At 58.0% G+C, this 24,100-nt stretch carries 27 protein-coding genes and 1 pseudogene; 21 read left to right on the forward strand and 7 right to left on the reverse strand.

All coding sequences use genetic code 11. The features are described 5' to 3' along the window. Nucleotides 1-31: 31 nt before the first annotated feature. The 5 genes from srlD to WH279_RS04610 form a co-directional block, all read right to left on the reverse strand. Nucleotides 32-811, reverse strand: a complete 780-nt coding sequence (gene srlD / locus WH279_RS04590) for a sorbitol-6-phosphate dehydrogenase (protein WP_259149183.1) — start codon at nt 809-811, stop codon at nt 32-34. A 12-nt stretch (nt 812-823) separates the two neighbouring features. Next, nucleotides 824-1,192, reverse strand: a complete 369-nt coding sequence (locus tag WH279_RS04595) for a PTS glucitol/sorbitol transporter subunit IIA (RefSeq protein WP_200640517.1) — start codon at nt 1,190-1,192, stop codon at nt 824-826. A gap of 14 nt (nt 1,193-1,206) precedes the next feature. Continuing rightward, nucleotides 1,207-2,199, reverse strand: coding sequence for a PTS glucitol/sorbitol transporter subunit IIB (srlE, locus tag WH279_RS04600; protein WP_339455148.1), 993 nt, complete (start codon nt 2,197-2,199; stop codon nt 1,207-1,209). A gap of 14 nt (nt 2,200-2,213) precedes the next feature. Next, a complete protein-coding gene (gene srlA, locus WH279_RS04605; RefSeq protein ID WP_062743787.1) occupies nt 2,214-2,762 on the reverse strand; it encodes a PTS glucitol/sorbitol transporter subunit IIC in 549 nt (182 codons plus the stop codon). Between the two features lie 244 nt (nt 2,763-3,006). Further along, entirely contained in the window at nt 3,007-3,483 is a 477-nt protein-coding gene (locus WH279_RS04610) for a GNAT family N-acetyltransferase (RefSeq protein WP_339455149.1), read from the reverse strand. 143 nt (nt 3,484-3,626) lie between these two features. Between WH279_RS04610 and WH279_RS04615 the strand changes: the two genes are divergently transcribed. From WH279_RS04615 to WH279_RS04630, 4 genes are all read left to right on the forward strand, one after another. Continuing rightward, nucleotides 3,627-4,058 carry a MarR family winged helix-turn-helix transcriptional regulator gene (locus WH279_RS04615; RefSeq protein WP_133840957.1) on the forward strand — a complete coding sequence of 144 codons (432 nt, stop codon included), beginning with the start codon at nt 3,627-3,629 and terminating at the stop codon, nt 4,056-4,058. Nucleotides 4,059-4,119: 61 nt separating this feature from the next. Continuing rightward, nucleotides 4,120-5,751 (forward strand): MFS transporter, encoded by a 1,632-nt coding sequence (locus tag WH279_RS04620; RefSeq protein WP_445235250.1) that lies wholly within the window; start codon nt 4,120-4,122, stop codon nt 5,749-5,751. Nucleotides 5,752-5,788: 37 nt separating this feature from the next. Beyond that, the gene (locus WH279_RS04625) at nt 5,789-6,880 is read left to right on the forward strand and encodes an HlyD family secretion protein (protein ID WP_339455151.1); all 1,092 of its coding nucleotides are present in this window, start codon (nt 5,789-5,791) and stop codon (nt 6,878-6,880) included. After that, complete coding sequence (locus WH279_RS04630; protein ID WP_339455152.1) at nt 6,877-8,259, forward strand: efflux transporter outer membrane subunit; 1,383 nt, start codon at nt 6,877-6,879, stop codon at nt 8,257-8,259. The genes WH279_RS04625 and WH279_RS04630 overlap by 4 nt, the downstream gene beginning before the upstream one ends. Before the next feature lie 33 nt (nt 8,260-8,292). Here the strand turns inward: WH279_RS04630 and WH279_RS04635 are convergent, their stop codons facing one another. Together WH279_RS04635 and WH279_RS04640 are read right to left on the reverse strand one after the other, a co-directional pair. After that, the gene (locus WH279_RS04635) at nt 8,293-8,700 is read right to left on the reverse strand and encodes a DUF2000 domain-containing protein (protein WP_133842085.1); all 408 of its coding nucleotides are present in this window, start codon (nt 8,698-8,700) and stop codon (nt 8,293-8,295) included. Between the two features lie 51 nt (nt 8,701-8,751). Beyond that, the gene (locus tag WH279_RS04640) at nt 8,752-9,588 is read right to left on the reverse strand and encodes an AraC family transcriptional regulator (protein WP_159337106.1); all 837 of its coding nucleotides are present in this window, start codon (nt 9,586-9,588) and stop codon (nt 8,752-8,754) included. 244 nt (nt 9,589-9,832) lie between these two features. Here WH279_RS04640 and WH279_RS04645 point away from each other — a divergent pair, with 244 nt between their 5' ends. The 17 genes and pseudogenes from WH279_RS04645 (at nt 9,833) to WH279_RS04725 (ending at nt 23,968) form a co-directional block, all read left to right on the forward strand. Continuing rightward, complete coding sequence (locus tag WH279_RS04645; RefSeq protein WP_133840952.1) at nt 9,833-10,219, forward strand: hypothetical protein; 387 nt, start codon at nt 9,833-9,835, stop codon at nt 10,217-10,219. A gap of 272 nt (nt 10,220-10,491) precedes the next feature. Continuing rightward, the gene (locus WH279_RS04650; RefSeq protein ID WP_339455153.1) at nt 10,492-11,223 is read left to right on the forward strand and encodes a beta-ketoacyl synthase chain length factor; all 732 of its coding nucleotides are present in this window, start codon (nt 10,492-10,494) and stop codon (nt 11,221-11,223) included. Further along, nucleotides 11,216-12,010, forward strand: a complete 795-nt coding sequence (locus WH279_RS04655) for a lysophospholipid acyltransferase family protein (protein WP_200640501.1) — start codon at nt 11,216-11,218, stop codon at nt 12,008-12,010. The genes WH279_RS04650 and WH279_RS04655 overlap by 8 nt, the downstream gene beginning before the upstream one ends. Before the next feature lie 15 nt (nt 12,011-12,025). Continuing rightward, nucleotides 12,026-12,295 (forward strand): phosphopantetheine-binding protein, encoded by a 270-nt coding sequence (locus tag WH279_RS04660; protein WP_200640499.1) that lies wholly within the window; start codon nt 12,026-12,028, stop codon nt 12,293-12,295. Nucleotides 12,296-12,317: 22 nt separating this feature from the next. Continuing rightward, a complete protein-coding gene (locus WH279_RS04665; RefSeq protein WP_200640497.1) occupies nt 12,318-12,566 on the forward strand; it encodes an acyl carrier protein in 249 nt (82 codons plus the stop codon). Between the two features lie 29 nt (nt 12,567-12,595). Continuing rightward, the gene (locus WH279_RS04670) at nt 12,596-13,147 is read left to right on the forward strand and encodes a hypothetical protein (RefSeq protein WP_339455154.1); all 552 of its coding nucleotides are present in this window, start codon (nt 12,596-12,598) and stop codon (nt 13,145-13,147) included. Nucleotides 13,148-13,164: 17 nt separating this feature from the next. Continuing rightward, on the forward strand, nt 13,165-14,475 hold the full coding sequence (locus WH279_RS04675; RefSeq protein WP_445235251.1) for an AMP-binding protein: 1,311 nt from the start codon (nt 13,165-13,167) through the stop codon (nt 14,473-14,475). After that, entirely contained in the window at nt 14,462-14,806 is a 345-nt protein-coding gene (locus WH279_RS04680) for a 3-hydroxyacyl-ACP dehydratase FabZ family protein (protein ID WP_339455156.1), read from the forward strand. The genes WH279_RS04675 and WH279_RS04680 overlap by 14 nt, the downstream gene beginning before the upstream one ends. 47 nt (nt 14,807-14,853) lie before the next feature. Continuing rightward, nucleotides 14,854-16,516 (forward strand): annotated as a pseudogene (locus tag WH279_RS04685) (glycosyltransferase family 2 protein). Next, complete coding sequence (locus WH279_RS04690) at nt 16,510-16,932, forward strand: acyl-CoA thioesterase (RefSeq protein ID WP_159337103.1); 423 nt, start codon at nt 16,510-16,512, stop codon at nt 16,930-16,932. The pseudogene WH279_RS04685 and the gene WH279_RS04690 overlap by 7 nt, the downstream one beginning before the upstream one ends. After that, nucleotides 16,929-17,534 carry an outer membrane lipoprotein carrier protein LolA gene (locus tag WH279_RS04695; RefSeq protein ID WP_339455157.1) on the forward strand — a complete coding sequence of 202 codons (606 nt, stop codon included), beginning with the start codon at nt 16,929-16,931 and terminating at the stop codon, nt 17,532-17,534. The genes WH279_RS04690 and WH279_RS04695 overlap by 4 nt, the downstream gene beginning before the upstream one ends. Further along, nucleotides 17,506-19,824 carry an MMPL family transporter gene (locus WH279_RS04700; RefSeq protein WP_339455158.1) on the forward strand — a complete coding sequence of 773 codons (2,319 nt, stop codon included), beginning with the start codon at nt 17,506-17,508 and terminating at the stop codon, nt 19,822-19,824. The genes WH279_RS04695 and WH279_RS04700 overlap by 29 nt, the downstream gene beginning before the upstream one ends. Further along, nucleotides 19,821-20,387 (forward strand): DUF3261 domain-containing protein, encoded by a 567-nt coding sequence (locus WH279_RS04705; RefSeq protein ID WP_339455159.1) that lies wholly within the window; start codon nt 19,821-19,823, stop codon nt 20,385-20,387. The genes WH279_RS04700 and WH279_RS04705 overlap by 4 nt, the downstream gene beginning before the upstream one ends. Continuing rightward, nucleotides 20,387-21,538, forward strand: a complete 1,152-nt coding sequence (locus WH279_RS04710) for a beta-ketoacyl-[acyl-carrier-protein] synthase family protein (protein WP_339455160.1) — start codon at nt 20,387-20,389, stop codon at nt 21,536-21,538. The genes WH279_RS04705 and WH279_RS04710 overlap by 1 nt, the downstream gene beginning before the upstream one ends. Then, nucleotides 21,538-22,014 (forward strand): hotdog family protein, encoded by a 477-nt coding sequence (locus WH279_RS04715; protein WP_339455161.1) that lies wholly within the window; start codon nt 21,538-21,540, stop codon nt 22,012-22,014. The genes WH279_RS04710 and WH279_RS04715 overlap by 1 nt, the downstream gene beginning before the upstream one ends. Beyond that, entirely contained in the window at nt 22,011-22,742 is a 732-nt protein-coding gene (locus WH279_RS04720) for a 3-ketoacyl-ACP reductase FabG2 (protein ID WP_339455162.1), read from the forward strand. Before WH279_RS04715 ends, WH279_RS04720 begins: the two co-directional genes overlap by 4 nt. Next, the gene (locus WH279_RS04725) at nt 22,742-23,968 is read left to right on the forward strand and encodes a beta-ketoacyl-ACP synthase (protein ID WP_339455163.1); all 1,227 of its coding nucleotides are present in this window, start codon (nt 22,742-22,744) and stop codon (nt 23,966-23,968) included. Before WH279_RS04720 ends, WH279_RS04725 begins: the two co-directional genes overlap by 1 nt. The last annotated feature ends 132 nt before the right edge of the window (nt 23,969-24,100 follow it).

Consider the following 24,100-nt stretch of genomic DNA (forward strand, 5'->3'; position numbering starts at 1 on the left):
AAACCGGCAGCGTTGTGCGGCCGGGCGGGTCTTAAAACATCACCTGGCCGCCGGTGATATTGATGGATTGCCCGGTACAATAGGCGGCTTTATCACTGGTATAAAACAGCAGAACGTTGAGCACGTCCTGATAGTCGCAGCCCCGTTTTAGCGGGACTTTATCGATGTAATATTGCTCCACGGCGTCCGGTTCAATCCCCAGTTTTTCGGCGTATTGTGGCAGTAGAGACTGGAACATCGGTGACTTAAGCAGATTGCCCAGCATCAGCGAATGAACGGTAATGCCGTACTCCGCCAGGTCAAGGGCCAGCGATTGTGTCAGGCCCACGCCGCCGAACTTAGCGGCGCTATAGCCTGCATTATGCTTACTGCCCACTTTCCCCGATTTAGAGTTTATCTGGATAATCCTGCCGCCTGCACCGTCGCGGATCATCATTCTGGCGAACTCTCTGGCACACAAGAAATAGCCCACAAGATTGACCTGTAAAGACAAATCAAAATCGTTGAGCATAAACTGGGTGATCGGGGCCGCCCGCGCCACCCCGGCGCTGTAAACCAGTACATCGGCGCGGCCAAATGTCTCATCCACGGCGCGAGCAAGCTCTGCCACACTTTCTTCTCCGGTGGCATCGACCTGAAAACCTGTCGCCACATTTTTTCCCTGCGCGCGATTAATTTCATCCGCGATGGCTTGCGCATTACTGATATTGAGGTCAGCAACGGCAACTTTATAACCGTTTTCAGCAAGACCCTGACACAGGTAAGCACCCAGTGTCTGACCACCACCGATAACTACAGCAACCTGATCCATTGATTTCTCCTGTTAATGACTTAAAACGCGAAACTTCTGACCCGGCTTAATGCCGGCTGGCGCCTGGCCTGCAACATGCACTGTGCCAGGGAATTCGGCTGTGGTGGCACCATCAAATTTCACCGTGATATGGCCCAGTTCACGCAGATTGATACCGGCGACATCGCCGACCGCTGTCACCGACCAGCTCTGTTCACCGATGCTGAGCACGCCACCCGCGACAATCGGATCGTCGCCACGCTGTTCAGGTCGGTGGATAAAACAGTACTCCGCAACATCACTGGGGGCGCCTTCACCGAAGGTGATCAGGAAGTGGTCTTCAAGCGCTTCGATGGCACAGTCGCCAACGGCAATAAAGGTGGATTCATAGACAGTTTTCATCATCACTCCGTCAGTTACTGATAGATCAGGCCGGACACGGCCCACGCGAGTAGAACAGCCGGTGCGCCGGTCAGGAAACGCCCGACCAGAACGGAAGGAACGCCCACACGCACGGTTTCCTGGCGCGCTTCCGCCAGTGAAAGCCCTACCGGGATAAAGTCACAGGCGGCCTGCGAATTGATGGCAAATAGCGCGGGCAGAGCCAGATGCGGTGGGATAGTGCCCTGGCCAATCTGTACGCCCACCAGCACGCCGATCACTTGTGCGATCACTGCGCCAGGGCCGAGAAATGGCGACAGAAGAGGGAAGGAGCAGATCAGCGCCAGCGTTACGAGTCCGACCGGGCTGTTCGCCAGTGGCGTCAGGCCATGGGCGATAAAATCGCCGAGGCCGGACGCTATAATGATGCCGATCAGCGCTGATACGAAGGCCATAAAGGGCAGGATGGTTTTGAGAACCGTATCAATGGTTTCACGTCCCGCCTGGAAAAAGACGGCGACGACAGACCCCATCCCCATGCCGACTTTCGCCAGCAGGCCATCGCTTTGCTCAGTGATTTTCTTGCTGGTGTCATAGTCGGTGTGTTGAGTTCGCATCGGTTTTTCCTGTGGAAGGGAAACCTGTGGCGCGTCGCTGTTTTCCTCGGATGTGCGGATGTCACCAGAGCGTACACCGGACACATAGATATCTTCGGTAATAAACTGCGCCAGAGGACCCGATTTACCGGTGGCATGAATATTGACGGTGGGGATACGTCGTTTTGGATACAGACCACAGCGCAGGGTGCCACCACAGTCAATGACAGCCACGCCGATCTCTTCAGCCGGTGGTTCGCCCTCTTTAAAGGCATCGACTGTTTCCCAGCCAGTCAGTTCGTGCAGGCGGTCAACGATGGCTGGACGGGTGCCAGCGGTGACATAAACGATTTTTTTGCCCGGTGCTGGCACTAAAAATAAGGGACCACCCCAGCCACTTTCGCCTTTATGTATTTCAATAATCTTAGCCATGATTCTCTCCGCTCTTATAAACGAACGTGACGGTCAAGTTGGATGTGCATTTTTCTTTCGAAAATGGAGGTGGTGAGATCGGTCACCCAGCCGCGGAAGAAGTTCATCACCATCCCGACCAGCAGATAGCTCACCGCCAGCGGGCCAAGCGGCAAGTTCAGGGTGGTCAGGCCGTTAGCAATACCGAGGTAAACGAAGAGCTCGCCTGGGTTGATATGGGGAAAAAGGCCGTTCATTGAGTGGCAGCTGTACGATGCAGAGGCGTAATAGCTCGGCTTGTACTTCTCAGGCATGAACCGGCCGAGGCTCAGTGTCATCGGGTTACAGAAAACAAAGGTGCCAATCACCGGCAGCAGCAGATAGCGTGAGACCGGGTTACCTGCGCAGCGCTGAGCCAGTTTTTCGATTCTTTTCTGGCCCACAAAGACAATCAGCGCATTCATTATCACCAGCAGGCTGATCAGCAGGGGGAGGATCCCTGTCACCATGCCGACAAAAACGTCCCCTCCTTTCTGGAAGAGCCCGATAAACCATTCGGCTCCGTGCGTAATGCTTTCAATCATGATGAAACCTCTTTACGTGGATAACAGTGGATATTGTTATTTTCTGTGGAAGCTAATCTAGCCCCTAAGAGGTTTATAAAAAACTACATTGATCACAAAACGAATGAATTATCTTTCAAATAAAAAGTAAAAATGAAAGATTTTACCTTTCATTTGCTCTTTTTTCCCGGCGGAACTGGCCGCCAGGCGGAAGGAGAAAGCAGGAGGTGGGAGGTTTCGATAGGCTAAAACGGGAGCGGGGGAGTTACGGGTGCTGTGTCAGGCATAGCACCATCACCGTCACCCACTCTTCTGAAATCCAACGCTGTTCCACATCCTGCCAACCGAGTCGACGATAAAGAGCCTGTTGGTCCGGCGTATACAGCCATAACGCGTCTATCTGTTGTGCGCGGGCGCGGTCAATACAGGCGTTTACCAGGCGGGAACCGATTCCTTTACCGCGCCACTCTGTGGGTGTGAACACTTCGCCCAGCCAGTAACGACGTTCTGGCCTGTCATCCAGCTCATATTCGATCACGCTGGCCGTGCCGGTCAGCGTGCCGTCAGTGTCACAGGCGATCAGGGTAAAACTGCCGCTGTCATGCTGGTTGCGCTCATCAAGACGTTGGCTGATGACGGCTAACGAAGACCAGTTCGCAAGTTCAGACCATTCGCTATGCAACAGACGAGCAATTTCATGGCGGCGTTCAGGCTGCTGGCGCAGGGTAACAATGGGCATCATGCTGTTCCTTAAGCGGTAGCCGCCTGGCGAGGCGGAAAAGAATTATCTACACTCTTTCGAGGTTGTCTTCCTTTCTTTATCTCATCGTGGCTATAATTGCCATATCGTTTAGTTAGAGCTCTAATTATCAGGCATCTTACCTATTGAATACCCAGGAACTGAATTTCTCCCGTTTGCTGCATCTTACTGCCCACGCCTGGCGTCAGGCGATAGATCGGCGGATGAAAGATAATGGTCTCAGCATGAGTAGCTGGATGGCCGTGGCGACGATCGCCCTTCAGGACGAACCGATGAGTCAGAAAGAACTGGCGCAGTCGTTGGGTCTGGAAGATGCCAGCGTCGTACCGCTGATTGACCGTCTGGTGAAGCAGCAACTGGTCGAGCGGGTACAGCCACCTGAAGATCGTCGTAAACGATTGCTGCATGTCACCCCGAAAGGCGAGGTGTTGTATCAGCGTTTGAAAACAGAGGCTGATGCGCTGCGCAATGAGCTGCTGTCTGGCGTGAATGCGGGGGATCTGGCTGTTACCCAGCGTGTACTGCAGCAACTGCTGGCGGCGACAGAGGTGAAGTAAGGTGTCCCGCATTAAATCCAATCCCTATGCTCCGCGTGAGTGGGCGCCTGGCGAAAAGCCCATGCTGCCCGGATCGCCCTCTACGCCGCTGCACCCCACCCATAAACGCATTGCCTTTGGCATCGTTGGCCTGTTGATTTGCATCACCGGGGCGCTCAGTAACGCGCTGGTGACCGCCAACCTGACCAATTTGCAGGGCGTGTTTGGTGCCTACACTAACGAAATTGCCTGGCTGCCCGCCGTTTATGTGATGGGAAATATCTCGATTAACCTGCTGCTGGTGAAGTTTCGCCAGCAGTTCGGGCTGCGGGTATTCACCGAAGCGTTTCTGGTGCTGTATGTATTGGTGGCGTTCTTCCATCTGCTGGTCAACGACCTCAGTTCCGCGATTATCGTCCGTGCGGCGCACGGCATGGTCGGTGCCGCACTCAGTTCACTGGGTATCTACTACCAGGTGCAGGCGTGGCCCGCGAAACATCGCCTGAAAGCGCTGGCGATTGGTCTGGGGGCCTCACAGCTCGCCATTCCTCTCGCACGTCTGTTCTCAACGGAACTGCTGCAACTGGATGAGTGGCGCGGGTTGTACCTGTTTGAGCTGGGGCTGGCGTTAATGGCGCTCGGCGCGGTGCTGATCCTCAAACTGCCACCGGGGGAGCGCACCAAAGTTTTCGAGAAGAAAGACTTTCTGACCTTCTTCCTGCTGGCACCCGGTATGGCGCTGTTCTGCGGCGTACTGTCGCTCGGGCGTATTGAATGGTGGACCAGCACGCCGTGGCTGGGCGTTTGCCTCGCCCTTGGGCTGGTGCTGGTCACGGCCGCCGTGCTGGTGGAACACAACCGCAGCAATCCGCTGATTAATACCCGCTGGCTCGGCAGCGGGGCGATTTTCCGTCTCGGTATTGTGATGATCCTGCTGCGTATCATGCTGGCCGAACAGAACACCGGTGCGATTGGTTATCTGCAACAGCTTGGTATGCTGAACGATCAGATGCAGGGGCTGGCGCTGGCCATCCTTGCCGGCGTGGCGGCGGGGATTATCTGCAGCGCGCTGACCATTAACCCCAAACATCTGAGCTGGCCAATTGTGCTGTCGCTGATTATCGTGATGGTGGCCTCGCTGATGGATGCCCAGTCCAGCCCGTTGACCCGCGCCAGCAATATGTATTTCAGCCAGTTCCTGCTGGGCTTCAGTACCTCCTTCTTTATCGCACCAGCGATGCTGCTGGGCGTGGGCAGCGTGGTGACTCAGCCGAAGAATCTGGTCAGTTTTGTGGTTCTGTTTGGTATGAGTCAAAATCTCGGCGGCCTTATGGGCTCGGCGCTGCTCGGGACCTTCCAGACCTGGCGCGAAAAATATCACTCCAGCCTGCTCGGTGACCAGCTGTCGCTGCTGGACCCGAACGTGACAGAACGTTTAGCTCAGTACAACAATCTGTTTGCCAGCCTTGTGGGTGACAGCACCCTGCAAAGTGCTCAGGGCACGGCACAGCTGCAAACCGTTGCTACCTTGCAGGCGAATGTACTGGCCTATAACGATGTGTATATGCTGACTGCCATCATGGCAGGGATCACTTTACTCTGGGTGCTGTGGCGTCTTTCGCGTCTGCGTTACCTCAACTGGCAGCAGGCCAAACGCGAAGCCGAAGCGGAACAGCGCGCCATGCAAAATCTTAACAAGACCATTGCCCGGTAAGCGTTCTGTGGAACGAAGAAGGGAACACGGGGAAAACATGAGTCAACAGGAACAGCAGCAACTCACTGAGCGTCTGAGAAATAATAAGCTGCGTATTTTATCGATTGCCCTTGGATCGGGAATTGCCCTGGTCGGCGTACTGGTGATCCTTTACGCCTGGCAGCTACCGCCCTTTACCAGCCAGACACAGTCAACGGAAAACGCCTACGTGCGCGGCCAGGTGACGTTTATCAGCCCTCAGGTCAGTGGCTATATCACTGAGGTTAAGGTGCTGGACTTTCAGCCGGTCCACCAGGGCGACCTGCTGATGACCATTGATGACCGCATCTATCGCCAGCGCGTGCACCAGGCGATGGCGCAGCTGGATATGAAAAAAGCGGCGCTGGCCAATAATATTCAGCAGCGTCGCAGTGCGGAAGCGGTGATCAAACGCAATGATGCCGCACTGCAAAACGCCAAAGCCCAGGCGGTAAAAGGTGGGCTGGATCTGAAGCGTGTGGAAAATCTGGTCTCTGATGGTTCCCTCTCTCTGCGTGAACGCGATGCATCGCGTGCCAGCAACAGCCAGACACTGGCGGATGTGCAGCAGGCGCAGGCCACGCTGGAAGTCTCACGTCAGGATCTGCAAACCGTGATTGTTAATCGTGCCTCGCTGGAGGCGGATGTCGCCAGCGCGCAGGCGGCGCTGGAACTGGCGCAGATCGACCTCGACAACACCAAAATTATTGCCCCGCGTGATGGGCAGTTAGGGCAAATCGCTGTGCGGCAGGGCGCTTATGTCACAGCGGGAACCCGGCTGACCTCACTGGTGCCGCAGCAGATGTGGGTGGTCGCTAATATGAAAGAAACTCAGATGGCGCACATCCGTCCGGGTCTGCCTGTGACGTTCCACGTTGATGCGCTGGACGGTGAACAGTTTAACGGTGAGGTGGAGTATATCTCCCCGGCAGCGGGATCGGAGTTCAGTGCGATCTCACCGGATAACGCCACCGGCAACTTTGTGAAAATTGCCCAGCGCATTCCGGTGCGAATTAAGATCACCAGCGATAACACGGCCCATCTGCGTCCGGGTATGTCGGTCGAGGTCAATATCGATACTGCGGCCGTGCAGGATGGAGATAAAAAATGATGCCTGCGCCGAAAACTCTGGTGATGATGCTGCTGACGGCCACGCTGGCAGGCTGTGCTACGGAAGTGCAGCAGGCACCGTCGGCGCTGCCAATACCGATGCAGTGGCGCAATCAGGTTGGACCGGGTGCGGCGGTGGAAGCGAGCTGGTGGCGGGCGTTTAACGATGCCTCATTGAATCAGCTGGTGGAGCAGGCGCTGCGCAACAACCCGGATATATTAACCGCTCGTTCACGCGTCGATCAGTATCGTGCTCAGCTGCGCGGAGCGCAGGGGGATAACTTCCCAACGCTGGATGCCGGCGTGGCGGCAAGCCGTGCGCGGGCTATCTCCGCGGCAACAGGCCAGCCTGCGCAATCGACCGTCTTTCAGGGCCTGTTACAGGCCAACTACAACGTGGATTTATGGGGTGAACGCAGCAGCAGCATTGATGCAGCCAAAGCCTCGCTGGCAGCCCAGCAGGCGGCGGCGAGCGCGGCCGAACTGACCATCGCCAGTTCGGTGGCGTCAGGGTATATGACCCTGGTGTCGCTCGACGAACAGCTGCGGGTTACGGAAGCCACGCTGGCCAGCCGTGCCAACTCGTTAAAGCTGGCACAGCGCCAGTTTGAAACGGGTTACACCTCGCGGCTGGAGTGGGTGCAGTCGCAGTCGGAATATCAGACGGCGAAAGCGCAAATCCCGCTGTTACAACATCAGATTGCTGAGCAGGAAAATGCCCTGAGTATTCTGGTCGGAATGAACCCGCGTCAGATTGCCCGCCAGAACCACTTTGACCACGTGGCACCGCAGACGCTGCCTGCCGTGATGCCGTCTCAGCTGTTGCAGCGCAGGCCGGATATCGTGCAGGCCGAACGCCAGCTCCTGGCGGCGGATGCATCACTTCAGTCTTCACGCGCCAGTCTGCTGCCTTCACTGAATCTCACCGCCACCGGAACAATGCAAAGCTCGGTGCTCCATGAACTGGTGGAGAATCCGTTCCGCCTGTGGAGTATTGGGGGCAGCGTGCTGGCACCATTGCTGAACCGTGAAGCGCTGACCGCGCAGGTTGATGTCTCCATGGCCACGCGCAACCAGGCACTGTACAACTACGAAAAAGTCGTGCGCAGTGCGTTTGGTGAAGTGAATAACGATCTGGATGCCATTACCCGCTATCAGGAGCAACTCTCCGAGTTACAGGCACAGGAGAAAGTGGTGCAGGAGGCGCTGCGTATCGCGCGCAACCGCTATCAGAATGGCTACGCTTCCTATCTGGATGAGCTGGATGCTCAGCGTACGCTGTTCAGCATCCAGCTCAGTGTGGTGCAGGCCAAAAATAACCTGTTGCTGGCGCAGATCGATCTCTACCGCGCACTGGGCGGCGGCTGGCAGGCGTCATAACAGATAGGCAGGCTTGCTGCTGTCGGCCTGCGATCAGCCAAAGAGTTTCAGTTTCGCCGTCAGTTTCCGCAGTGCCTTCTTCTCCCCGGCGATAGCCAGCCCGAGGTGTTGTAGATCGGCGGTGGCAATCTGACTGACGGCAGCTGAAAATTCGGCGTAATCCACCGTCATCTGGCCCTCCTGCGGAAAGATAATCGCATCAAACTGCTGCTCTTCGCAGCACTCAAGCAGCACACTCAACTGGGTATTATCGGCTGACAGCACCGGGATGCCCACCGGGATCAGGCCCGGATAGCACTGGCCACTGGCATCCGCTAACGCATCACCGACCAGATGCGGATGACGCTGCCCCAGCGTCAGGCTCAGTACCGCGGCGGCGTTGGCCGCCTTGCCCACGGTTAACGCACTATTCAGTACCACCACACAACGAACATCATTCATCATTTTTGCCTTCTGACGGAGAAAAAACGCAGCGTAAATCAGTGCGGCGGCTCAGTCTGGAAGATTTGTGCAGTGCTGTTGATAAAAAGCGGGAGTCAGCTGATAGGCGCGTTTAAACCAGCGCCCGAGATGGCTTTGATCGGCAAATCCCAGCTGTGCCGCAACCAGGGCTGGGGGCTGACCGGCCGACAGCAGGCGGCGCGCTTCGCTCAGGCGCAACTGAATCAGCCAGGCATGAGGAGGCAGGCCAAAGTGAGCGTGAAACTCGCGTGACAGACGAAAACGATCAACCTCCAGCGCCGCTGCCATATCGCTCAGGCCGATATTGTCATAACGGTGGTCCAGCATAAAATCGCGCGCCCGCAGCGCCAGGGTGTTCTCATGCGCAGCCAGTTGAAGGGGGCGCCGCCAGTGAAGGTGGCGTGTCAGGGCAGAAAACAGGCGCTGTAACGCGCTCTCTTTGATGATTTTCAACTCATTGTCATGCAGAGCCTGAAAGGCATGAAGTGTTGCCCACGCCAGTTGACGATCGCTGCTCAGGGTACGGGCAAAGTTCAGTTCAAAACGGTCGGGAATCTCACTAAACAGGCTGCTTAATTGCTGGCGCAGCGTGAGCGGGTCGATATACAGCATACGATAGGTAAAACCCCTTTCGTCGATCGCATCGCCATCATGCAGTTCACCCGGTTCCAGTAAAAATACCGTACCGGGACGGCTCTGATGCTGCTGGCGACGCGAATGAAACTGTTGCACACCCTGTTCGGTCACACCGACCAGGTAGCTGTCATGCCAGTGTGGATCGTAAGCGTGGCCGGTAAAATGAGCGCGCAGGGTTTCAATCGACGTCGCGTCATCGCGCGCCATTTCTATCCAGCCTGATGGCTTCATAACCTTGCCCCCTTCAGACAATCCCCACGACAGCGTAGCGTCAGTGGCACCCTTGATGCCAATCAATAACGAGAAAAAATTGGGAATCAATCGGATTCTTTAGTACTTCTCATTGCTTAGCAACGAATGCTATTATGCGAATCTTTACAATTAATAGTCTGAGTCATGCGGAAAAAAATCTCCGTAATGGGTGCTATTTGTGCAAATAACTAGCTGGAAATTATAGATTATTTTTAGGGATGCTATGAAAAAGTCACGTCTTTTCGCCACACTGTTATGCGCCTTTGCGCTGGCAGGGTGCGCGCGCACTGAACCGGTAAAAAATATCAATCAAACGCTGAATGCTGATTACAGCGACAATCAGTTGCAAACGGCCATTCTGGACGCCGGGCGCGCACGTCAATGGGTGATGCAGCCACAGCAGCCGGGCGTGATTACCGGGCGGATCATTCAGCGTAACCATAGCGCCGATATTCGCATTACCTACGGCGCGAACCATTATTCTATCAATTATGTCGGTAGCAATAACTTGATGGCCGCACCGGGTGAAATTCACCGTAATTACAATCGTTGGGTCAATAACCTCGATAAGGACATCCAGTTACGTCTGGCATCCTCAAAAACACCCTAATCGTCAGGCGTCGGTTCGCTCAGGCATTAAAGATCCTGCCAGCCTGGCCGACAACCCATTAAATGGGGTGAGTCGTTAACAGCGTTTTATATCGCAAATGCGGTTAATTCCGAATGCCAGCACCCGTTGCTAAACGCTATGCTGTGGTTTAGCCATGCGGCACGGGTGCCGCTGAATGGACCGATGAACCGCAGTGACGATCCCTCTGTGGGCATGATCAAATTACTCGAATACAGGGCGGAGAACGTTCCCGCGCTGCAAGAAGAATCAGCATGAATTTAGCCTTTACACTCCTCGACTGGCAGGCTAGCGCGCCCGGGTTGAATGAGCCTGAGCACTGGCAAAACTGGGCAATGCAGCCGCCCGTCATCGACAGCACGCAGCAACTGGCCAAATGCAGCCAGCTGCCGATGATGACTGCGCGGCGTCTGAACAGCGGCAGCCGCTCGGCGGTGGATTGTGGGCTGTCTGTCATGCGTCGTCAGCCCGTGGATGCGCTGGTATTTACCAGCCGTCACGGTGAACTGGAGCGTAATCTACGCATTCTCACGGCACTGGCAAAACAGCAGAATCTGTCGCCGACAGACTTTGCGATGTCGGTGCACAATGCGGCGGTGGGCAGCCTGACCATTGCCGCCGAAGCCCCGCTGGTCTCAACGTCATTGTCAGCCGGAGTAGACTCTTTCCAGCAGGGGATGGTGGAAGTGGCCGCGTTACATGCCGCGGGCTACCACCATGTGCTGCTGGTGGATTTTGACGGCACCATTCCTGATATCTATCACCCGCATATTCCTGAGCTGACGCTGTTTTCTGCGTATGCGGTGGCATTGCTGCTGGCACCGGGTGACGCCTGTCAGTGTGTGAGCCAGCCGCAGGCTACGCCGGGTGCGTCGTCCGCGCTGCCGCAAAGTCTGCTGTTCCTGCACGGCTGGCTGGCACGTCAGGCGCACTTCAGCGTGCCGGGCGATCGTCTGCACTGGCGGTGGGCGTGTCGCTATGACTGATCTCACTCTGCGAGCCCGACCTTATCGTTACCTCAGTCGCTACTGGCGCATTCTGATGACCGGCCTGTGTTTTACGCTGTTTGGTCTGGGTGGGCTGATGCTGTCGCTGGTGTGGTTTAACCTGCTGCTGCTGTTGCGCAATCCTCAGCAGCGCCGCCGCCTGGCGCGACGCAGTATCTCGCGCTGTTTTCGTCTTTTCCTGCGCTGCTGCCGTACCCTAGGGGTGTTTGACTACCGCATTGAAGGGGCCGAACTGTTGCAGCAGGATCGTCGTTGTCTGATCGTGGCGAATCATCCTTCGCTGGTGGATTACGTGTTTCTGGCGTCGGTGATGCCGGAAGCGGATTGCCTGGTGAAAGCCGGATTACAGAAAAACTTTTTCCTTTCCGGGGTGGTGCGTGCTGCGGATTATCTGGTGAACAGCCAGGGGGAAACGCTGCTGCCGGATAGCCAGCGCCGTCTGGATCAGGGCGATGCGATTATCCTGTTCCCGGAAGGGACACGTACCCGTTATGGCGAACCCCTTAAACTCCAGCGCGGCGCGGCGAATATTGCGGTGCGATGCCGTTGCGATCTGCGTCTGGTTCATATTGTCTGTACTCAGCGTATGCTCGACAAACAGAGCCGCTGGTATCAGGTACCGGAAGAAAAACCGCTGTTCACCGTGCGCGTGCAGCAGCGCATTGACGGCAGCGCATTTTGGGCCGGAGAGGGGGAGCTGGAGTCACGTGCCGCGCGTCACCTCACTCACTATTTGCAAAATGCATTAACACCAGAACATCAATAATTATTCGGAAACAGTATGGATGAGTTAACGCTCGAAATTAAACAGATGATCATCGACACGCTTAATCTGGAAGAGGTGAGTGTGATGGATATTGAGACCGACGCGGCGCTGTTTGGCGACGGCCTGGGTCTTGACTCTATCGACGCCCTGGAACTGGGCCTGGCGGTGAAAAGCCGTTACGGCGTGGTGCTCTCTGCTGAAAGCGACGAGATGCGTCAGCATTTTTACTCCGTTGCCACTCTGGCGGCGTTTATCCATGCCCAGCGTTCTGCGCTGACGGCCTGATTGTATCCAGGAGAAGACCGTAATGGATAAGAACGAAATTTATCAGGAAATTACTGGCCTGCTGGTCAAACTGTTTGAGCTGGATGCGGACGATATCAAACCGGAATCACGTCTGTATGAAGACCTCGAACTGGACAGCATTGATGCCGTCGATATGGTGGTGCATCTGCAAAAGCGCATTGGCCGTAAAATCAAACCTGAGATCTTCAAATCAGTACGCACCGTGCAGGATGTGGTGGATGCGGTAGAACAATTGCTGAGTGAAGGCTGATCGTTAACGGCGGCCGGGAAAGCGAACTGATGCTACGTATGCTCACCGGGCTGTTGCTGGTGCTGTGGCCATTTCTGGTCGGCTTCAGCCTTACTCACCCTCAATACCACTGGCTGCTGCCGTTAATGGCACTGCTGTTTGTGCTGCGCTGGCTGGGGCTGCGTCGACAGATAGGGGCATTTGCGAGGACAGGCAAATGGCTGGCAGTGGCCGGGGCCGGGCTGTGTGCGGCCAGCATGCTGCTGCGCGACCATCATTTGTTGCTGTGGTACCCGGTGGCGGTGAACGCCATTCTGTTATTGCTCTTCGCCAGCTCCTTATTCAGCGCCATGCCGCTGGTGGAACGCCTGGCCCGCCTGCGTGAAAACGATTTACCGCCGCGCGCGGTGGCATACACCCGTCGCGTCACGCAGGTCTGGTGCCTGTTCTTTCTGATAAATGGCGGGGTGGCGCTGGTCACCTGCCTGCAAACTTCTCTTTTCTGGTGGACGTGGTGGAACGGACTAATCAGCTATCTGTTAATCGGGCTGTTGATGGCGGGCGAATGGTGTGTACGCCAGCGCGTAAGGACAGCGCGGTGAGTCACCCTGTCTTGCCAATGGGCGACTGGCTGACCACCGCCACGCCGGGCATCGTGGCACGCAGCGGCACGCGTGAATGGACCCGACAGCAGTGGCAGCAACAGGTCATCGCGCTGGGCACGCGTCTGCTGGCGCATCCGGGGCAACGCTGGGCGCTGTGCTTTGAAGACTGCTACCTGTTTAGCGTGGCGTTACTGGCCGCGCTGCATGCGGGAAAAACACCGCTGATCCCCGGCCACTGCCGGCCCTCACTGCTGGCGGAGCAGAGTGCGGAATTCGACGGCGTGCTGAGCGATCGGGCATTTCCCCTCGACTGCCCGGTCTGGCAGGTCGAAGAGGCGGGCAGGGCGACTGACACCGCGTTGCCGCCGATGGCCCCTGACGCCGCCATCATCCTGTTTACCTCCGGTTCTACGGGCACGCCACGGCAGGTCAGTAAACCCATTGCCAGCCTGGATGAAGAGGCGCGCTGGTTGTATACGCTGTGGGGCGAACGTCTGCAAGGCTGCACTCTGATTGCGTCGGTCACTCATCAGCATCTCTACGGGCTGAGTTTCCGCCTGGTCATGCCGATGGCGCTGGGGCTGCCATTTGACAGCCACCAGGTCTGCTACAGTGAACAGCTGGTGGCGCAACCCGCCGGGCGCTATGCCTTTATCAGTAGCCCGGCCTTTCTGCGCCATATTGATTTCTCCCTGGCGGCCCCTGATTGCTGCCTGACGGTCTCTGCCGGAGGTGCGCTGCGCTGGCGGGATGCGCAGTCAGTAGCGGAGTGGACCGGGTATCCGGTCGAAGAGATCTACGGCAGTACCGAAACCAGCGCCATCGCCAGCCGAAGCCGCACGCGTGATGACACCGCGTGGCAGCCGTTCAGCGGGGTGACATTCCGCCAGGATGAGCAGAAAAACTGGTGGGTGCGTTCGGCGCTGATCCCACAGCCGCAGGGGCTGATGCTGGATGATAAGCTGGTGTTCAGTGAGCAGGGTTTTCAGCTCTGCGGCCGCCATGATCGTATTGTGAAAATCGAAGATAAACGCGTGTCGCTCAGTGAGATTGAGCGGCGGCTGCTGGCGCTGCCGGAGGTGGCCGATGCAGTGGCGCTCCAGGTGGTGCGCGGCGATCGCTGCGCCATTGGCGTGGTACTGGTGCTTCATCAGCCACAGAGCGATCTCAACGTACTCAAACGCCAGTGGCGTCATGAACTGCAACGCTGGTTAGAGCCGGTGGCGATGCCCCGGTTCTGGCGGGTGGTTGAGATCATCCCGCATAACAGTCAGAGCAAACGTGCCTGGCCGGAGATACAGGAGTTATTTCATGTTGCCCGTTGAGCTTGCGGTACAACAGCAGGACAGCGAAGCGGAACTGCTGTTGCGCGTCGATGCCGATCTGTTCTGGTTCCAGGGCCATTTCCCTGAGCAGCCCCTGTTGCCCGGCGTGGCGCAGCTGGACTGGGTGATCCACTATGGCACCACGTTGCTGGCCCCAGGGCTGCAGTTTGCCTCTGTGGATAACATTAAGTTTCAGCAGCCGATCCTGCCGGGCGCTACGCTGAAACTGACGCTGAGCTGGCAGCCTGAAAAAGGGCTGAGTTTCCAGTATCAGCGTGTGACCGATATGGGCTTCCACCCGGCCAGTAGCGGGAAAATTCGTCTGTGTTAAACGAGACGTTCCGCCCCTGCGTGGTGATCCCCTGCTATAACCACGGCATGATGATGGCCTCGGTATTGGCCCGTCTGGCCCCGTTTACGTTACCGGTACTGATTGTCGATGATGGCAGCGATGCTGCCACCGCCCGTCAGCTCGATGCGCTGGTGGGGCCGGGCGTGCAGCTCCACCGTCTTACGACCAATCAGGGCAAGGGCGTGGCGGTACTGGCCGGGCTGACGGAGATGGCCCGTCAGGGCTTTACGCATGCGGTGCAGGTGGACGCTGACGGGCAACATCAGATCGAAGACTGCCCGCGCCTGCTGGAGGCAGCGCGTGCCGCGCCGGAAGCGCTGATCTCAGGCCAGCCGCAGTATGACGATTCGGTGCCAAGGGCGCGGTTGTATGGCCGCTATATCACCCACTTCTGGGTCTGGGTGGAAACCCTGTCGTTTTCCCTGAAAGACAGCATGTGCGGATTCCGCGTCTATCCGCTGGCCCCGACGCTGGCACTGGCACAGCGCCGTGCCATCGGTCAGCGCATGGATTTTGATACGGAAATTATGGTGCGCCTCTACTGGGCGGGCACGCCTTCGCACTTCGTTGCCACCCGCGTAACCTACCCGCAGGACGGGCTGTCACACTTTGATGCGCTGCGCGATAACCTGCGTATCTCCTGGATGCACACCCGGCTGTTCTTCGGCATGCTGCCGCGTATTCCTTCATTACTCTGGCGCAGAAAAAGTTCACAACACTGGTCAGCCATCCCGGAACGCAGCGGGCTGTGGGGCATACGCTTTATGCTCACCGTGTATCGGTGCTTTGGCCGCCGGGCTTTTACGCTGTTGCTCTGGCCAGTGACCGCCGTGTACTGGCTGACCGGCGGCGAACAGCGCCGCGCCTCCGTGCAGTGGCTGAATGCCATCCGTGATTATGCACAATCGCAGCAGATGACATTGCCCAAACCGCTGAGCAGCTTCCGCCACTTCCTGCGTTTTGGTGATGCCATGCTGGACAAAATTGCCAGCTGGCGCGGCGATCTGCGCTGGGGTAAAGACATTGATTTCGCCCCCGGTGCCGGGGTTTATTATCAACCACGGCACGCCGGGGGGGCGACTGATCCTCGCCTCGCATCTGGGCGATATTGAGGCCTGCCGTGCACTGGCACAGCAGGTGAGTGGGCTGGTGATCAACGCGCTGGTGTTTACCGACCATGCGCAGCGCTTCAAACAGGTCCTGGACGAGATTGCTCCGGAGGCCAGTATTAATGTGATCCCGGTCAGTCATATCGGCCCGGAAACCGCCATCATGCTGCGGCAGAAGCTCGATGCTGGAGAATGGGTGGCGATTGTCGGTGACCGCACGGCGGTCAATCGCCAGCGCGGCGGCAGTCGTCGTGTGATATGGAGCAAATTTCTTGGCAAACCGGCCCCCTTCCCGCAGGGGCCTTTTGTGCTGGCGGCGGCGCTACGTTGCCCGGTGATGCTGATGTTTGCCCTGCGTCAGGGCAGCACGCTGCGTCTGCACTGCGAGCCGTTCGCCGATCCGCTGGAACTGCCGCGCGCGACGCGCCAGTACGCCTTACAGCAGGCCGTCGATCGTTATGCACAGCGGCTGGAATACCATGCGCTGCTGTCGCCACTCGACTGGTTTAATTTTTTCGACTTCTGGCAACTGCCGGAAGCTCCCCCGACCGAACATGAAGAGAAGGATTCCCGGTGTTAAACGATGCGCGTTTCTCTGTTGAGGTTGAGCTGACTGTTCCGTTCCACGATGTGGATGCGATGGGCGTGGTCTGGCACGGCAACTATTTCCGTTATTTCGAGATTGCCCGCGAAGCGCTGCTGGGCAAGTTTAATTATGGCTACCGCGAGATGAAGGCCTCGGGCTACGTCTGGCCCGTGGTGGATACACGGGTAAAATATCGCGGCACCCTGACGTTTGAGCAGCGTATCCGCGTGCGTGCCACCATTGAAGAAGTGGAGAATCGCCTGCGCATCGCTTATCAGATTTTTGATGCAGAGAGCGGCCAGCGTACCACCACCGGTTACACCATTCAGGTTGCGGTGGCCGAAGGGGAGACGGGCATCAGCTTTGTCTCGCCGCAGATCCTGTTTGATCGTCTGGGAGTCACGCTATGATCAACATGCTTTTCACCTTGCTGATGCTCACCAGCCTCAGCGTGCAGGCCGTCACGCTGGACGCACTGCAACAGCGCTTTGCCAGCCAGCCGGTGGTACGGGCGGACTTCAACCAGCTGCGCACCATCAAAGGCATGGCGCAACCCCTGAAATCCAGTGGCCAACTGCTGATAGCCCAGGATAAAGGGCTGTGGTGGCAGCAGGCGAAGCCTTTCCCGCTGACGCTGGTGCTGGATGAAAAACGTATGGTCCAGGTGATGAACGGCCAGCCGCCGGAAATTGTCACTGCCGACAGCAATCCGCAGATGTTCCAGTTCAACCATCTGCTGCGCGCCCTGTTTCAGGCAGACCGTAGCGTCCTGGAGCAGAACTTTGCGCTGGATTTCCACGATCTCGGGCAGGACCACTGGCGCCTGGTGCTGACGCCAACCACTTCGCCGCTGGATAAACTTTTTAACAACATCACCTTACAGGGTGCTGCGTATCTCGACAGCATTCAGTTGAATGACCGACAGGGCGATCGTACGGATATTACCCTCAGCAATCAGCGCCTGACGCCGGCTCACCTGACCGATGAAGAGCAGCAGCGTTTTGTTTTCTAACCGACCGCGTCAGATTGCCGCTGCCTGGCTGATCGTCTGTCTGCTGCTGTTGGCCGGGCTGGCGGCATTGCTGCCGCAGGCGCGTATTAACAGCAGCGTGCTGGCGCTGCTGCCTGCTCAGTCGATGGGCGCGATGCCGGCCGACCTGCAACAGGGCTTTATGCAGCGTCTTGACCGCCAGATGGTATGGCTGGTCAGCGCCGGGAAGCAGGATAACCCCGCCGTGGCACAGACGTTGCTGACGAAGCTGCAACAGCTTGACGGACTGAAGCAGGTGAAAGGGCCGCTGGACGCACAGCAACAGCAGGCCTGGGGGCAATTTGCTTTTCAGCACCGAAACAGCATGATTGATGCCGCCACGCGCGCACGGCTGGAAAACGGCGGAGCCGCCCAGGCCGACTGGGTGCTGGCACAGCTCTATTCCGCGTTTGCCGGGGTGAGCGGGCAGGAACTGAATCACGATCCGTTGATGCTGGTGCGTGGCGCACAGCTAATGATGCAACAAAATGCCAGCCAGCTCGGGCTGAGCAACGGCTGGCTGACCACCCGCGATAAGCAGGAGCAGCGCTGGTACTTTATTCATGGCGAACTGGCCAGCAGCTCGTTCGATATGCAGCAAAGCCACGCCATTGTTGGCCAGCTTCAGGATATCGAGCAGCAGCTGCGACAGCAGTACCCGGATGCACAGCTGCTGTCACGCGGTACCGTCTGGTTCAGTGATTATGCCAGCCAGCAGGCGCGGCATGATGTCTCCACCCTTGGGGTGGCCACCATTGTTGGTGTGCTGCTGCTGGTTTTCTCGGTGTTTCGTTCACCGCGACCGCTGCTGCTTTGCGCGCTCTCCGTAGGGATTGGCGCACTGGCAGGGATGGTGATCACGCTCCTCTGCTTCGGTGAGCTGCACCTGATGACGCTGGTGATGAGCCTGAGCATTGTCGGGATTTCGGCCGATTACACCCTCTATTACCTCACGGAGCGCATGGTCCACGGGGCAGATATGACCCCGCAGGAGAGCCTGCATAAGGTGATGCGTGCGTTGCTGCTGGCGCTGGGCACTACCGCCATTGCCTGGCTGATTATGGTGGTGGCACCCTTCCCGGGGATTCGCCAACTGGCGGTGTTCGCTGCCGTTGGCCTGACGGCATCCTGCCTGACGGTGATCTGCTGGTATCCGCTGCTGGTGAAAGGCTTGCCGGTGCGTCCGGTGCCGCTGATGGCGCTGATGGGGCGCTGGCTGGCGGCGTGGCGGCGCAACAACCGCCTGCGTATCGGTCTGCCACTGCTGGTGGCACTGCTGTCACTGGGCGGGATCAGCCAGCTGCGCGTTGATGATGATATTTCCCAGCTCCAGGCGCTGCCCGCGCATTTGCTGGCCGTGGAGCGGCAGGTCACTGCGCTCACCGGTCAGAGTGCCGATCAGACCTGGATGGCGGTTTCCGGCGATAACCCGCAGCAGACCTTGCAACGTCTGGAGGCGCTGGCCCCGAAACTGGCCGATGCGCGCCGTCAGCATTGGCTCAACAGTTACCGCCTGTTGCCACTCTCCTCCCTGGCGCAGCAGCAGCAGGATTTACAGCGGCTGCAGCAGGCGGCTCCGACGGTGCTCGCCCGTTTGCACGAGGCCGGCGTGACGGTGAATGCCCCCGATCTCAGCGCGCAGCCGCTGACGCCGGAAGCCTGGCTCAACAGTCAGAACAGCGAAGGCTGGCGTCTGCTGTGGCTGACGCTGCCTGACGGGCGCAGCGGCGTACTGGTGCCGTTGAGCGGCGTGAGCGATCGTGCCGCACTGGCGCAACTGGCTGACAGCCTGCCGGGCGTCAGCTGGATTGACCGTAAACAGACCTTCGATACGCTGTTTGCCTTTTACCGCACCCTGCTGGGCTGGCTGCTGGCAGCCGCGCTGGTGGCGATTGCGCTGAGCAATGTGCTGCGCCTTGGCTGGCGTCAGGGGCTGTTGACGGTGATCCCTTCCGTATTGTCACTGGGCGGTGGACTGGCGGCGCTGGCGTTGTCCGGCCATTCGCTTAACCTGTTTTCGCTGCTGGCGCTGGTACTGGTGCTGGGCATTGGGATTAATTACACCCTGTTCTTCAGCAATCCGCGTGGGACGCCGATAACCTCTCTGCTGGCGGTGTTGCTGGCGATGGCGACCACGTTGCTGACGCTGGGGATGCTGGTGTTCAGCAGTACCCAGGCGATCAGCAGTTTCGGCATTGTGCTGTGCAGCGGCATCTTTACCGCGTTCTTACTGTCCCCGCTGGCACTGCCGGCGAAACGGAGAAAAAAATGAAAAGCCTTCTGGCGCTGTTCTGCGCCGCGTTGCTGCTCACGGGCTGTGCCGGAAAACCGGATGACACCCGGCCGCAGGCCTGGCTTAAACCGGGCGTACGCGTGACGTTACCGCCGCCGGCCATTGATCCGGCTTTCAGTCAGCAACAGCTGCTGACCGGGAGTTTTAAGGGTAAACAGCAGTCGCTGCTGGTGTTACTGAGTGCCGATGGTCAGCAACTGACGCTGGCCGGGTTATCATCACTCGGCATCCGCCTGTTTCGGGTGACGTATGATGCCAGCGGCATTCACACCGAACAGGCGCTGGTCCTGCCGGAGATGCCGCCCGCCAGCCAGGTGCTGGCTGATATTATGCTCAGCCACTGGCCTGTTTCCGTGTGGTTGCCGCGCCTGCCGGCGGGCTGGACGCTGGCAGACCAGGGCGACCGCCGGCAGCTGCGCGATGACGGGGGCAAACTGATCACGGAGATCCGCTACCTGCAACGCGGGACACAGCGGATGCCGATCAGTGTTCAGCAGTTTGCTTTTGGCTACCATATCTTGATTCAGAATCTGGACGGGTGATGATGTTTATTTCTGCGGTGGGTATGCTCAATGCGCTGGGTGCAACATCCGATGACATCGCCGATAACCTGGTGCGCGGCGTGGCACCGGGGATGCGTGCCGACAGCGGATGGCTGATCGGCGATAAACCCTGCTGGACCGGGCGGGTGGATGCGGAATTACCCGCGGTTCCGGCCCGGCTGGCGGCGCATAACAGCCGGAATAACCAGCTGCTACTGGCGGCGCTGGCACAGATTGAAACGGAAGTGCAGGCGGCGATCGCGCACTTTGGTGCAGACCGCGTGGCGGTGGTGCTCGGCACCAGCACATCTGGCCTGGATGAAGGCGATCGTTTTATCAGCGGTGACAGCGAAAATTATCACTATTTCCAGCAGGAGCTTGGCGATCCCTCGCGTTTTCTGGCGGACTATCTGCAACTGAGCGGCCCGGCCTACACGCTGTCGACGGCCTGCTCCTCCAGCGCGCGGGCGCTGATCAGCGGGCAGCGATTGATTGACGCCGGACTGGCGGATGTGGCGATTGTCGGCGGGGCCGATACGCTCAGTCGTATGCCGCTCAACGGTTTTGACAGCCTTGAGTCGTTATCGGCGCAACGCTGCGTGCCGTTCAGCCAGCAGCGTGATGGCATCACGATTGGCGAAGGGGCGGCGCTGATGCTGCTGACCCGCGAGCCGCAGCCCGTAGCGATTCTGGGTTATGGTGAGTCCTCGGACGCCTGGCATATGTCGGCACCCCATCCTGAAGGGGAAGGGGCCAAACGCGCGATTACTATGGCGCTGCAACAGGCGGGTCTGGCCCCGGAGCAGGTGGGGTATATCAACCTGCACGGTACGGCAACGCGGTTAAATGATCAGATTGAAGCGGGCGTGGTCAGTGCGCTGTTTGGCGACCAGGTACCCTGTAGCTCCACCAAGCACTTAACCGGACATACGCTCGGTGCCGCAGGCATTGTTGAGGCGGCGCTGTGCTGGCTGATCCTCACACGCCACCTGCCGCTGCCGCCGCAAGATTTCAGCGCCAGCACCCCGGACAGCGGCCTGCCAGATTGCGGTCTGCTGACGGCGCCCGAGCCGCTGAAACGCCCGGTGATCATGAGTAACTCTTTTGCTTTTGGCGGCAATAATGCCTGCCTGATTTTAGGAACGCCGTGATGTCAGAGTATCAACCCGCCGCGTATTACCTGCCGCATGCCTCGCCGATGGTGCTGGTGGAGCAGGTGCTGATGGTCAGTGACGAAGAGGCCCATTGCCGGGTACGGGTCAGTGCTGACAGTGTGCTGGCCCCCTTTCTCAACCCGCAGGGGGCATTGCCTGCTTGGTTCGGCATTGAAATTATTGCCCAGACGATAGGCGTCTGGTCAGGCTGGCATGGCCGCCAGCAACAGCAACATCCCCCGCGTCCCGGCATGTTACTGGGGGGGCGCGGCTACCGCAGCGAGCAGGCGAGCTTCCCCGCCGACAGCGTGCTGGATATTCGCGTCAGTCTGCTGATGCGCGATGAAAAAATAGGCAGTTTCGACGGCGTCATCACCATTGATGGCGACACCTGGGCCCATGGCCGACTGAATACCTATCAGCCAGATGACCAGGAACTTCAACAACTTATGCAACAGGATATTCAGGAATGACGCGTTCTGTCTTAGTCACCGGCGCCAGTAAAGGTATCGGCCGCGCGATTGCGCTGCGCCTGGCCTCCGATGGATTTACCGTGGTCGTTCATTTTCACAGCGATGAGCAGGGCGCACGGGATACGCTGCACCAGATAGAAACGGCCGGAGGCATGGGGCGCGTGCTGGGCTTTGATATTGCCGACCGCGAGATGTGCCGCACCCGTCTTGACGCGGATATCGAGCAGCATGGCGCTTATTATGGCGTGGTCAGCAATGCCGGTATTACTCGCGACGGTGCATTTCCTGCGCTGAGCGATGACGACTGGGACCAGGTGATCCACACTAACCTCGACAGTTTTTATAACGTGATCCAGCCTTGTGTGATGCCGATGATCGGACTGCGCAAAGGCGGGCGCATTATTACCCTCTCGTCGGTTTCCGGCATGATGGGCAATCGCGGACAGGTGAATTACAGTGCGGCCAAAGCGGGCATTATCGGTGCCACTAAGGCGCTGGCGATTGAGCTGGCGAAACGTAAAATCACCGTTAACTGCATCGCACCGGGCCTGATTGATACGGGCATGATCCAGATGGAACCGGTGGCGGTGGATGAGGCGCTGAAGATGATCCCGATGAAACGCATGGGGGCCGCAGAGGAAGTGGCCGGGCTGGCCAGCTACCTGATGTCTGATATCGCGGGATATGTCACCCGCCAGGTCATTTCGATTAACGGGGGGATGCTCTGATGCGCCGTGTTGTGGTAACAGGAATGGGGGGCGTGACCGCCTTTGGTGACAACTGGCAGTCGGTATCAGCGCGTTTGCTCGCGGGCACCAATGCGGTCCGTAAGATGCCGGAGTGGCAGATTTATGATGGCCTGAATACCCTGTTAGCGGCACCCGTAGATGATTTTACGCTGCCGGAGCATTACACTCGTAAACGCATCCGTTCCATGGGGCGCGTCTCACTGATGGCGACGCGTGCTACCGAACTGGCGCTGGAGCAGGCCGGTCTGCTGGGGCACCCGGTGTTGACCAACGGTGATACCGGCATTGCTTATGGCTCCTCAACCGGCAGTACCGGCCCGGTCAGCGAATTTGCCACCATGCTGACGGAAAAGCACACTAACAACATTACCGGCACCACCTATGTGCAGATGATGCCGCACACCACAGCGGTGAATGCCGGACTGTTCTTTGGCCTGCGGGGCCGGGTGATCCCGACCTCCAGCGCCTGTACCTCCGGCAGCCAGGCCATCGGTTATGCCTGGGAAGCGATTCGCCACGGCTATCAGACGGTGATGGTCGCCGGCGGAGCAGAGGAGTTGTGCCCTTCAGAAGCGGCGGTGTTTGACACGCTGTTTGCTACCAGCCAGCGTAACGACCGCCCAGAAAGCACGCCTTCACCGTTTGATACGCAACGTGACGGGCTGGTGATTGGCGAAGGAGCCGGGACACTGGTGCTGGAAGATCTGGAACACGCGCAAGCGCGCGGTGCGACGATTTATGCGGAGATTGTCGGCTTTTATACCAACTGTGATGCCGCGCATATTACCCAGCCACAGCGTGAAACCATGCAAATCTGCATTGAGCGGGCACTGCGCTCGGCAGGGCTGACAGCCGAGGATATGGGTTATATCAGCGCCCACGGCACCGCGACTGACCGTGGTGATGTGGCGGAAAGTCATGCCACGGCGGCAGTCTTTGGCGACCGTACGCCTGTTTCATCGCTGAAAAGTTATTTTGGTCACACGCTGGGCGCCTGTGGCGCGCTGGAAGCCTGGATGAGCATTGAGATGATGCGTGAAGGCTGGTTCGCCCCTACGCTGAACCTCACTCAACCCGCTGAGGATTGTGCCGCGCTGGACTACATCATGCAGCAACCCCGTGCGATACAGACGGACTACATTCAGTCCAACAACTTTGCCTTCGGTGGCATCAATACCTCCCTGATTTTCCGTCGCTGGTCCTGACCCGGCTAAGGCGTTGCTGCGGCAACGCCCTTATTGTTATTTTTGTCTGGAAATATTAGTTAAGATTGATAATCATTTTGTCTGACTGTTCAGTGGGTGAATTACTGCACCTGCCTGATTTCAGAAGAAAAG

The sequence above is a fragment of the Erwinia sp. MYb375 genome (genome assembly GCF_037479175.1).
GTDB lineage: Bacteria > Pseudomonadota > Gammaproteobacteria > Enterobacterales > Enterobacteriaceae > Erwinia > Erwinia rhapontici.

Bases quoted from the DNA above. Each gene is read 5' to 3' on its own strand.
- WH279_RS04635 (WP_133842085.1), bottom strand. From the start codon at position 8,700: ATGAATGATGTTCGTTGTGTGGTGGTACTGAATAGTGCGTTAACCGTG.
- WH279_RS04695 (WP_339455157.1), top strand. From the start codon at position 16,929: ATGATCAACATGCTTTTCACCTTGCTGATGCTCACCAGCCTCAGCGTG.
- WH279_RS04670 (WP_339455154.1), top strand. From the start codon at position 12,596: ATGCTACGTATGCTCACCGGGCTGTTGCTGGTGCTGTGGCCATTTCTG.
- WH279_RS04655 (WP_200640501.1), top strand. From the start codon at position 11,216: ATGACTGATCTCACTCTGCGAGCCCGACCTTATCGTTACCTCAGTCGC.
- WH279_RS04725 (WP_339455163.1), top strand. From the start codon at position 22,742: ATGCGCCGTGTTGTGGTAACAGGAATGGGGGGCGTGACCGCCTTTGGT.
- WH279_RS04625 (WP_339455151.1), top strand. From the start codon at position 5,789: ATGAGTCAACAGGAACAGCAGCAACTCACTGAGCGTCTGAGAAATAAT.
- srlE (WP_339455148.1), bottom strand. From the start codon at position 2,199: ATGGCTAAGATTATTGAAATACATAAAGGCGAAAGTGGCTGGGGTGGT.
- WH279_RS04660 (WP_200640499.1), top strand. From the start codon at position 12,026: ATGGATGAGTTAACGCTCGAAATTAAACAGATGATCATCGACACGCTT.
- WH279_RS04620 (WP_445235250.1), top strand. From the start codon at position 4,120: ATGCTGCCCGGATCGCCCTCTACGCCGCTGCACCCCACCCATAAACGC.
- WH279_RS04650 (WP_339455153.1), top strand. From the start codon at position 10,492: ATGAATTTAGCCTTTACACTCCTCGACTGGCAGGCTAGCGCGCCCGGG.
- WH279_RS04675 (WP_445235251.1), top strand. From the start codon at position 13,165: ATGGGCGACTGGCTGACCACCGCCACGCCGGGCATCGTGGCACGCAGC.
- srlA (WP_062743787.1), bottom strand. From the start codon at position 2,762: ATGATTGAAAGCATTACGCACGGAGCCGAATGGTTTATCGGGCTCTTC.
- WH279_RS04680 (WP_339455156.1), top strand. From the start codon at position 14,462: ATGTTGCCCGTTGAGCTTGCGGTACAACAGCAGGACAGCGAAGCGGAA.
- WH279_RS04715 (WP_339455161.1), top strand. From the start codon at position 21,538: ATGTCAGAGTATCAACCCGCCGCGTATTACCTGCCGCATGCCTCGCCG.
- srlD (WP_259149183.1), bottom strand. From the start codon at position 811: ATGGATCAGGTTGCTGTAGTTATCGGTGGTGGTCAGACACTGGGTGCT.
- WH279_RS04710 (WP_339455160.1), top strand. From the start codon at position 20,387: ATGATGTTTATTTCTGCGGTGGGTATGCTCAATGCGCTGGGTGCAACA.
- WH279_RS04700 (WP_339455158.1), top strand. From the start codon at position 17,506: ATGAAGAGCAGCAGCGTTTTGTTTTCTAACCGACCGCGTCAGATTGCC.
- WH279_RS04640 (WP_159337106.1), bottom strand. From the start codon at position 9,588: ATGAAGCCATCAGGCTGGATAGAAATGGCGCGCGATGACGCGACGTCG.
- WH279_RS04720 (WP_339455162.1), top strand. From the start codon at position 22,011: ATGACGCGTTCTGTCTTAGTCACCGGCGCCAGTAAAGGTATCGGCCGC.
- WH279_RS04595 (WP_200640517.1), bottom strand. From the start codon at position 1,192: ATGAAAACTGTCTATGAATCCACCTTTATTGCCGTTGGCGACTGTGCC.
- WH279_RS04610 (WP_339455149.1), bottom strand. From the start codon at position 3,483: ATGATGCCCATTGTTACCCTGCGCCAGCAGCCTGAACGCCGCCATGAA.
- WH279_RS04630 (WP_339455152.1), top strand. From the start codon at position 6,877: ATGATGCCTGCGCCGAAAACTCTGGTGATGATGCTGCTGACGGCCACG.
- WH279_RS04705 (WP_339455159.1), top strand. From the start codon at position 19,821: ATGAAAAGCCTTCTGGCGCTGTTCTGCGCCGCGTTGCTGCTCACGGGC.
- WH279_RS04665 (WP_200640497.1), top strand. From the start codon at position 12,318: ATGGATAAGAACGAAATTTATCAGGAAATTACTGGCCTGCTGGTCAAA.
- WH279_RS04645 (WP_133840952.1), top strand. From the start codon at position 9,833: ATGAAAAAGTCACGTCTTTTCGCCACACTGTTATGCGCCTTTGCGCTG.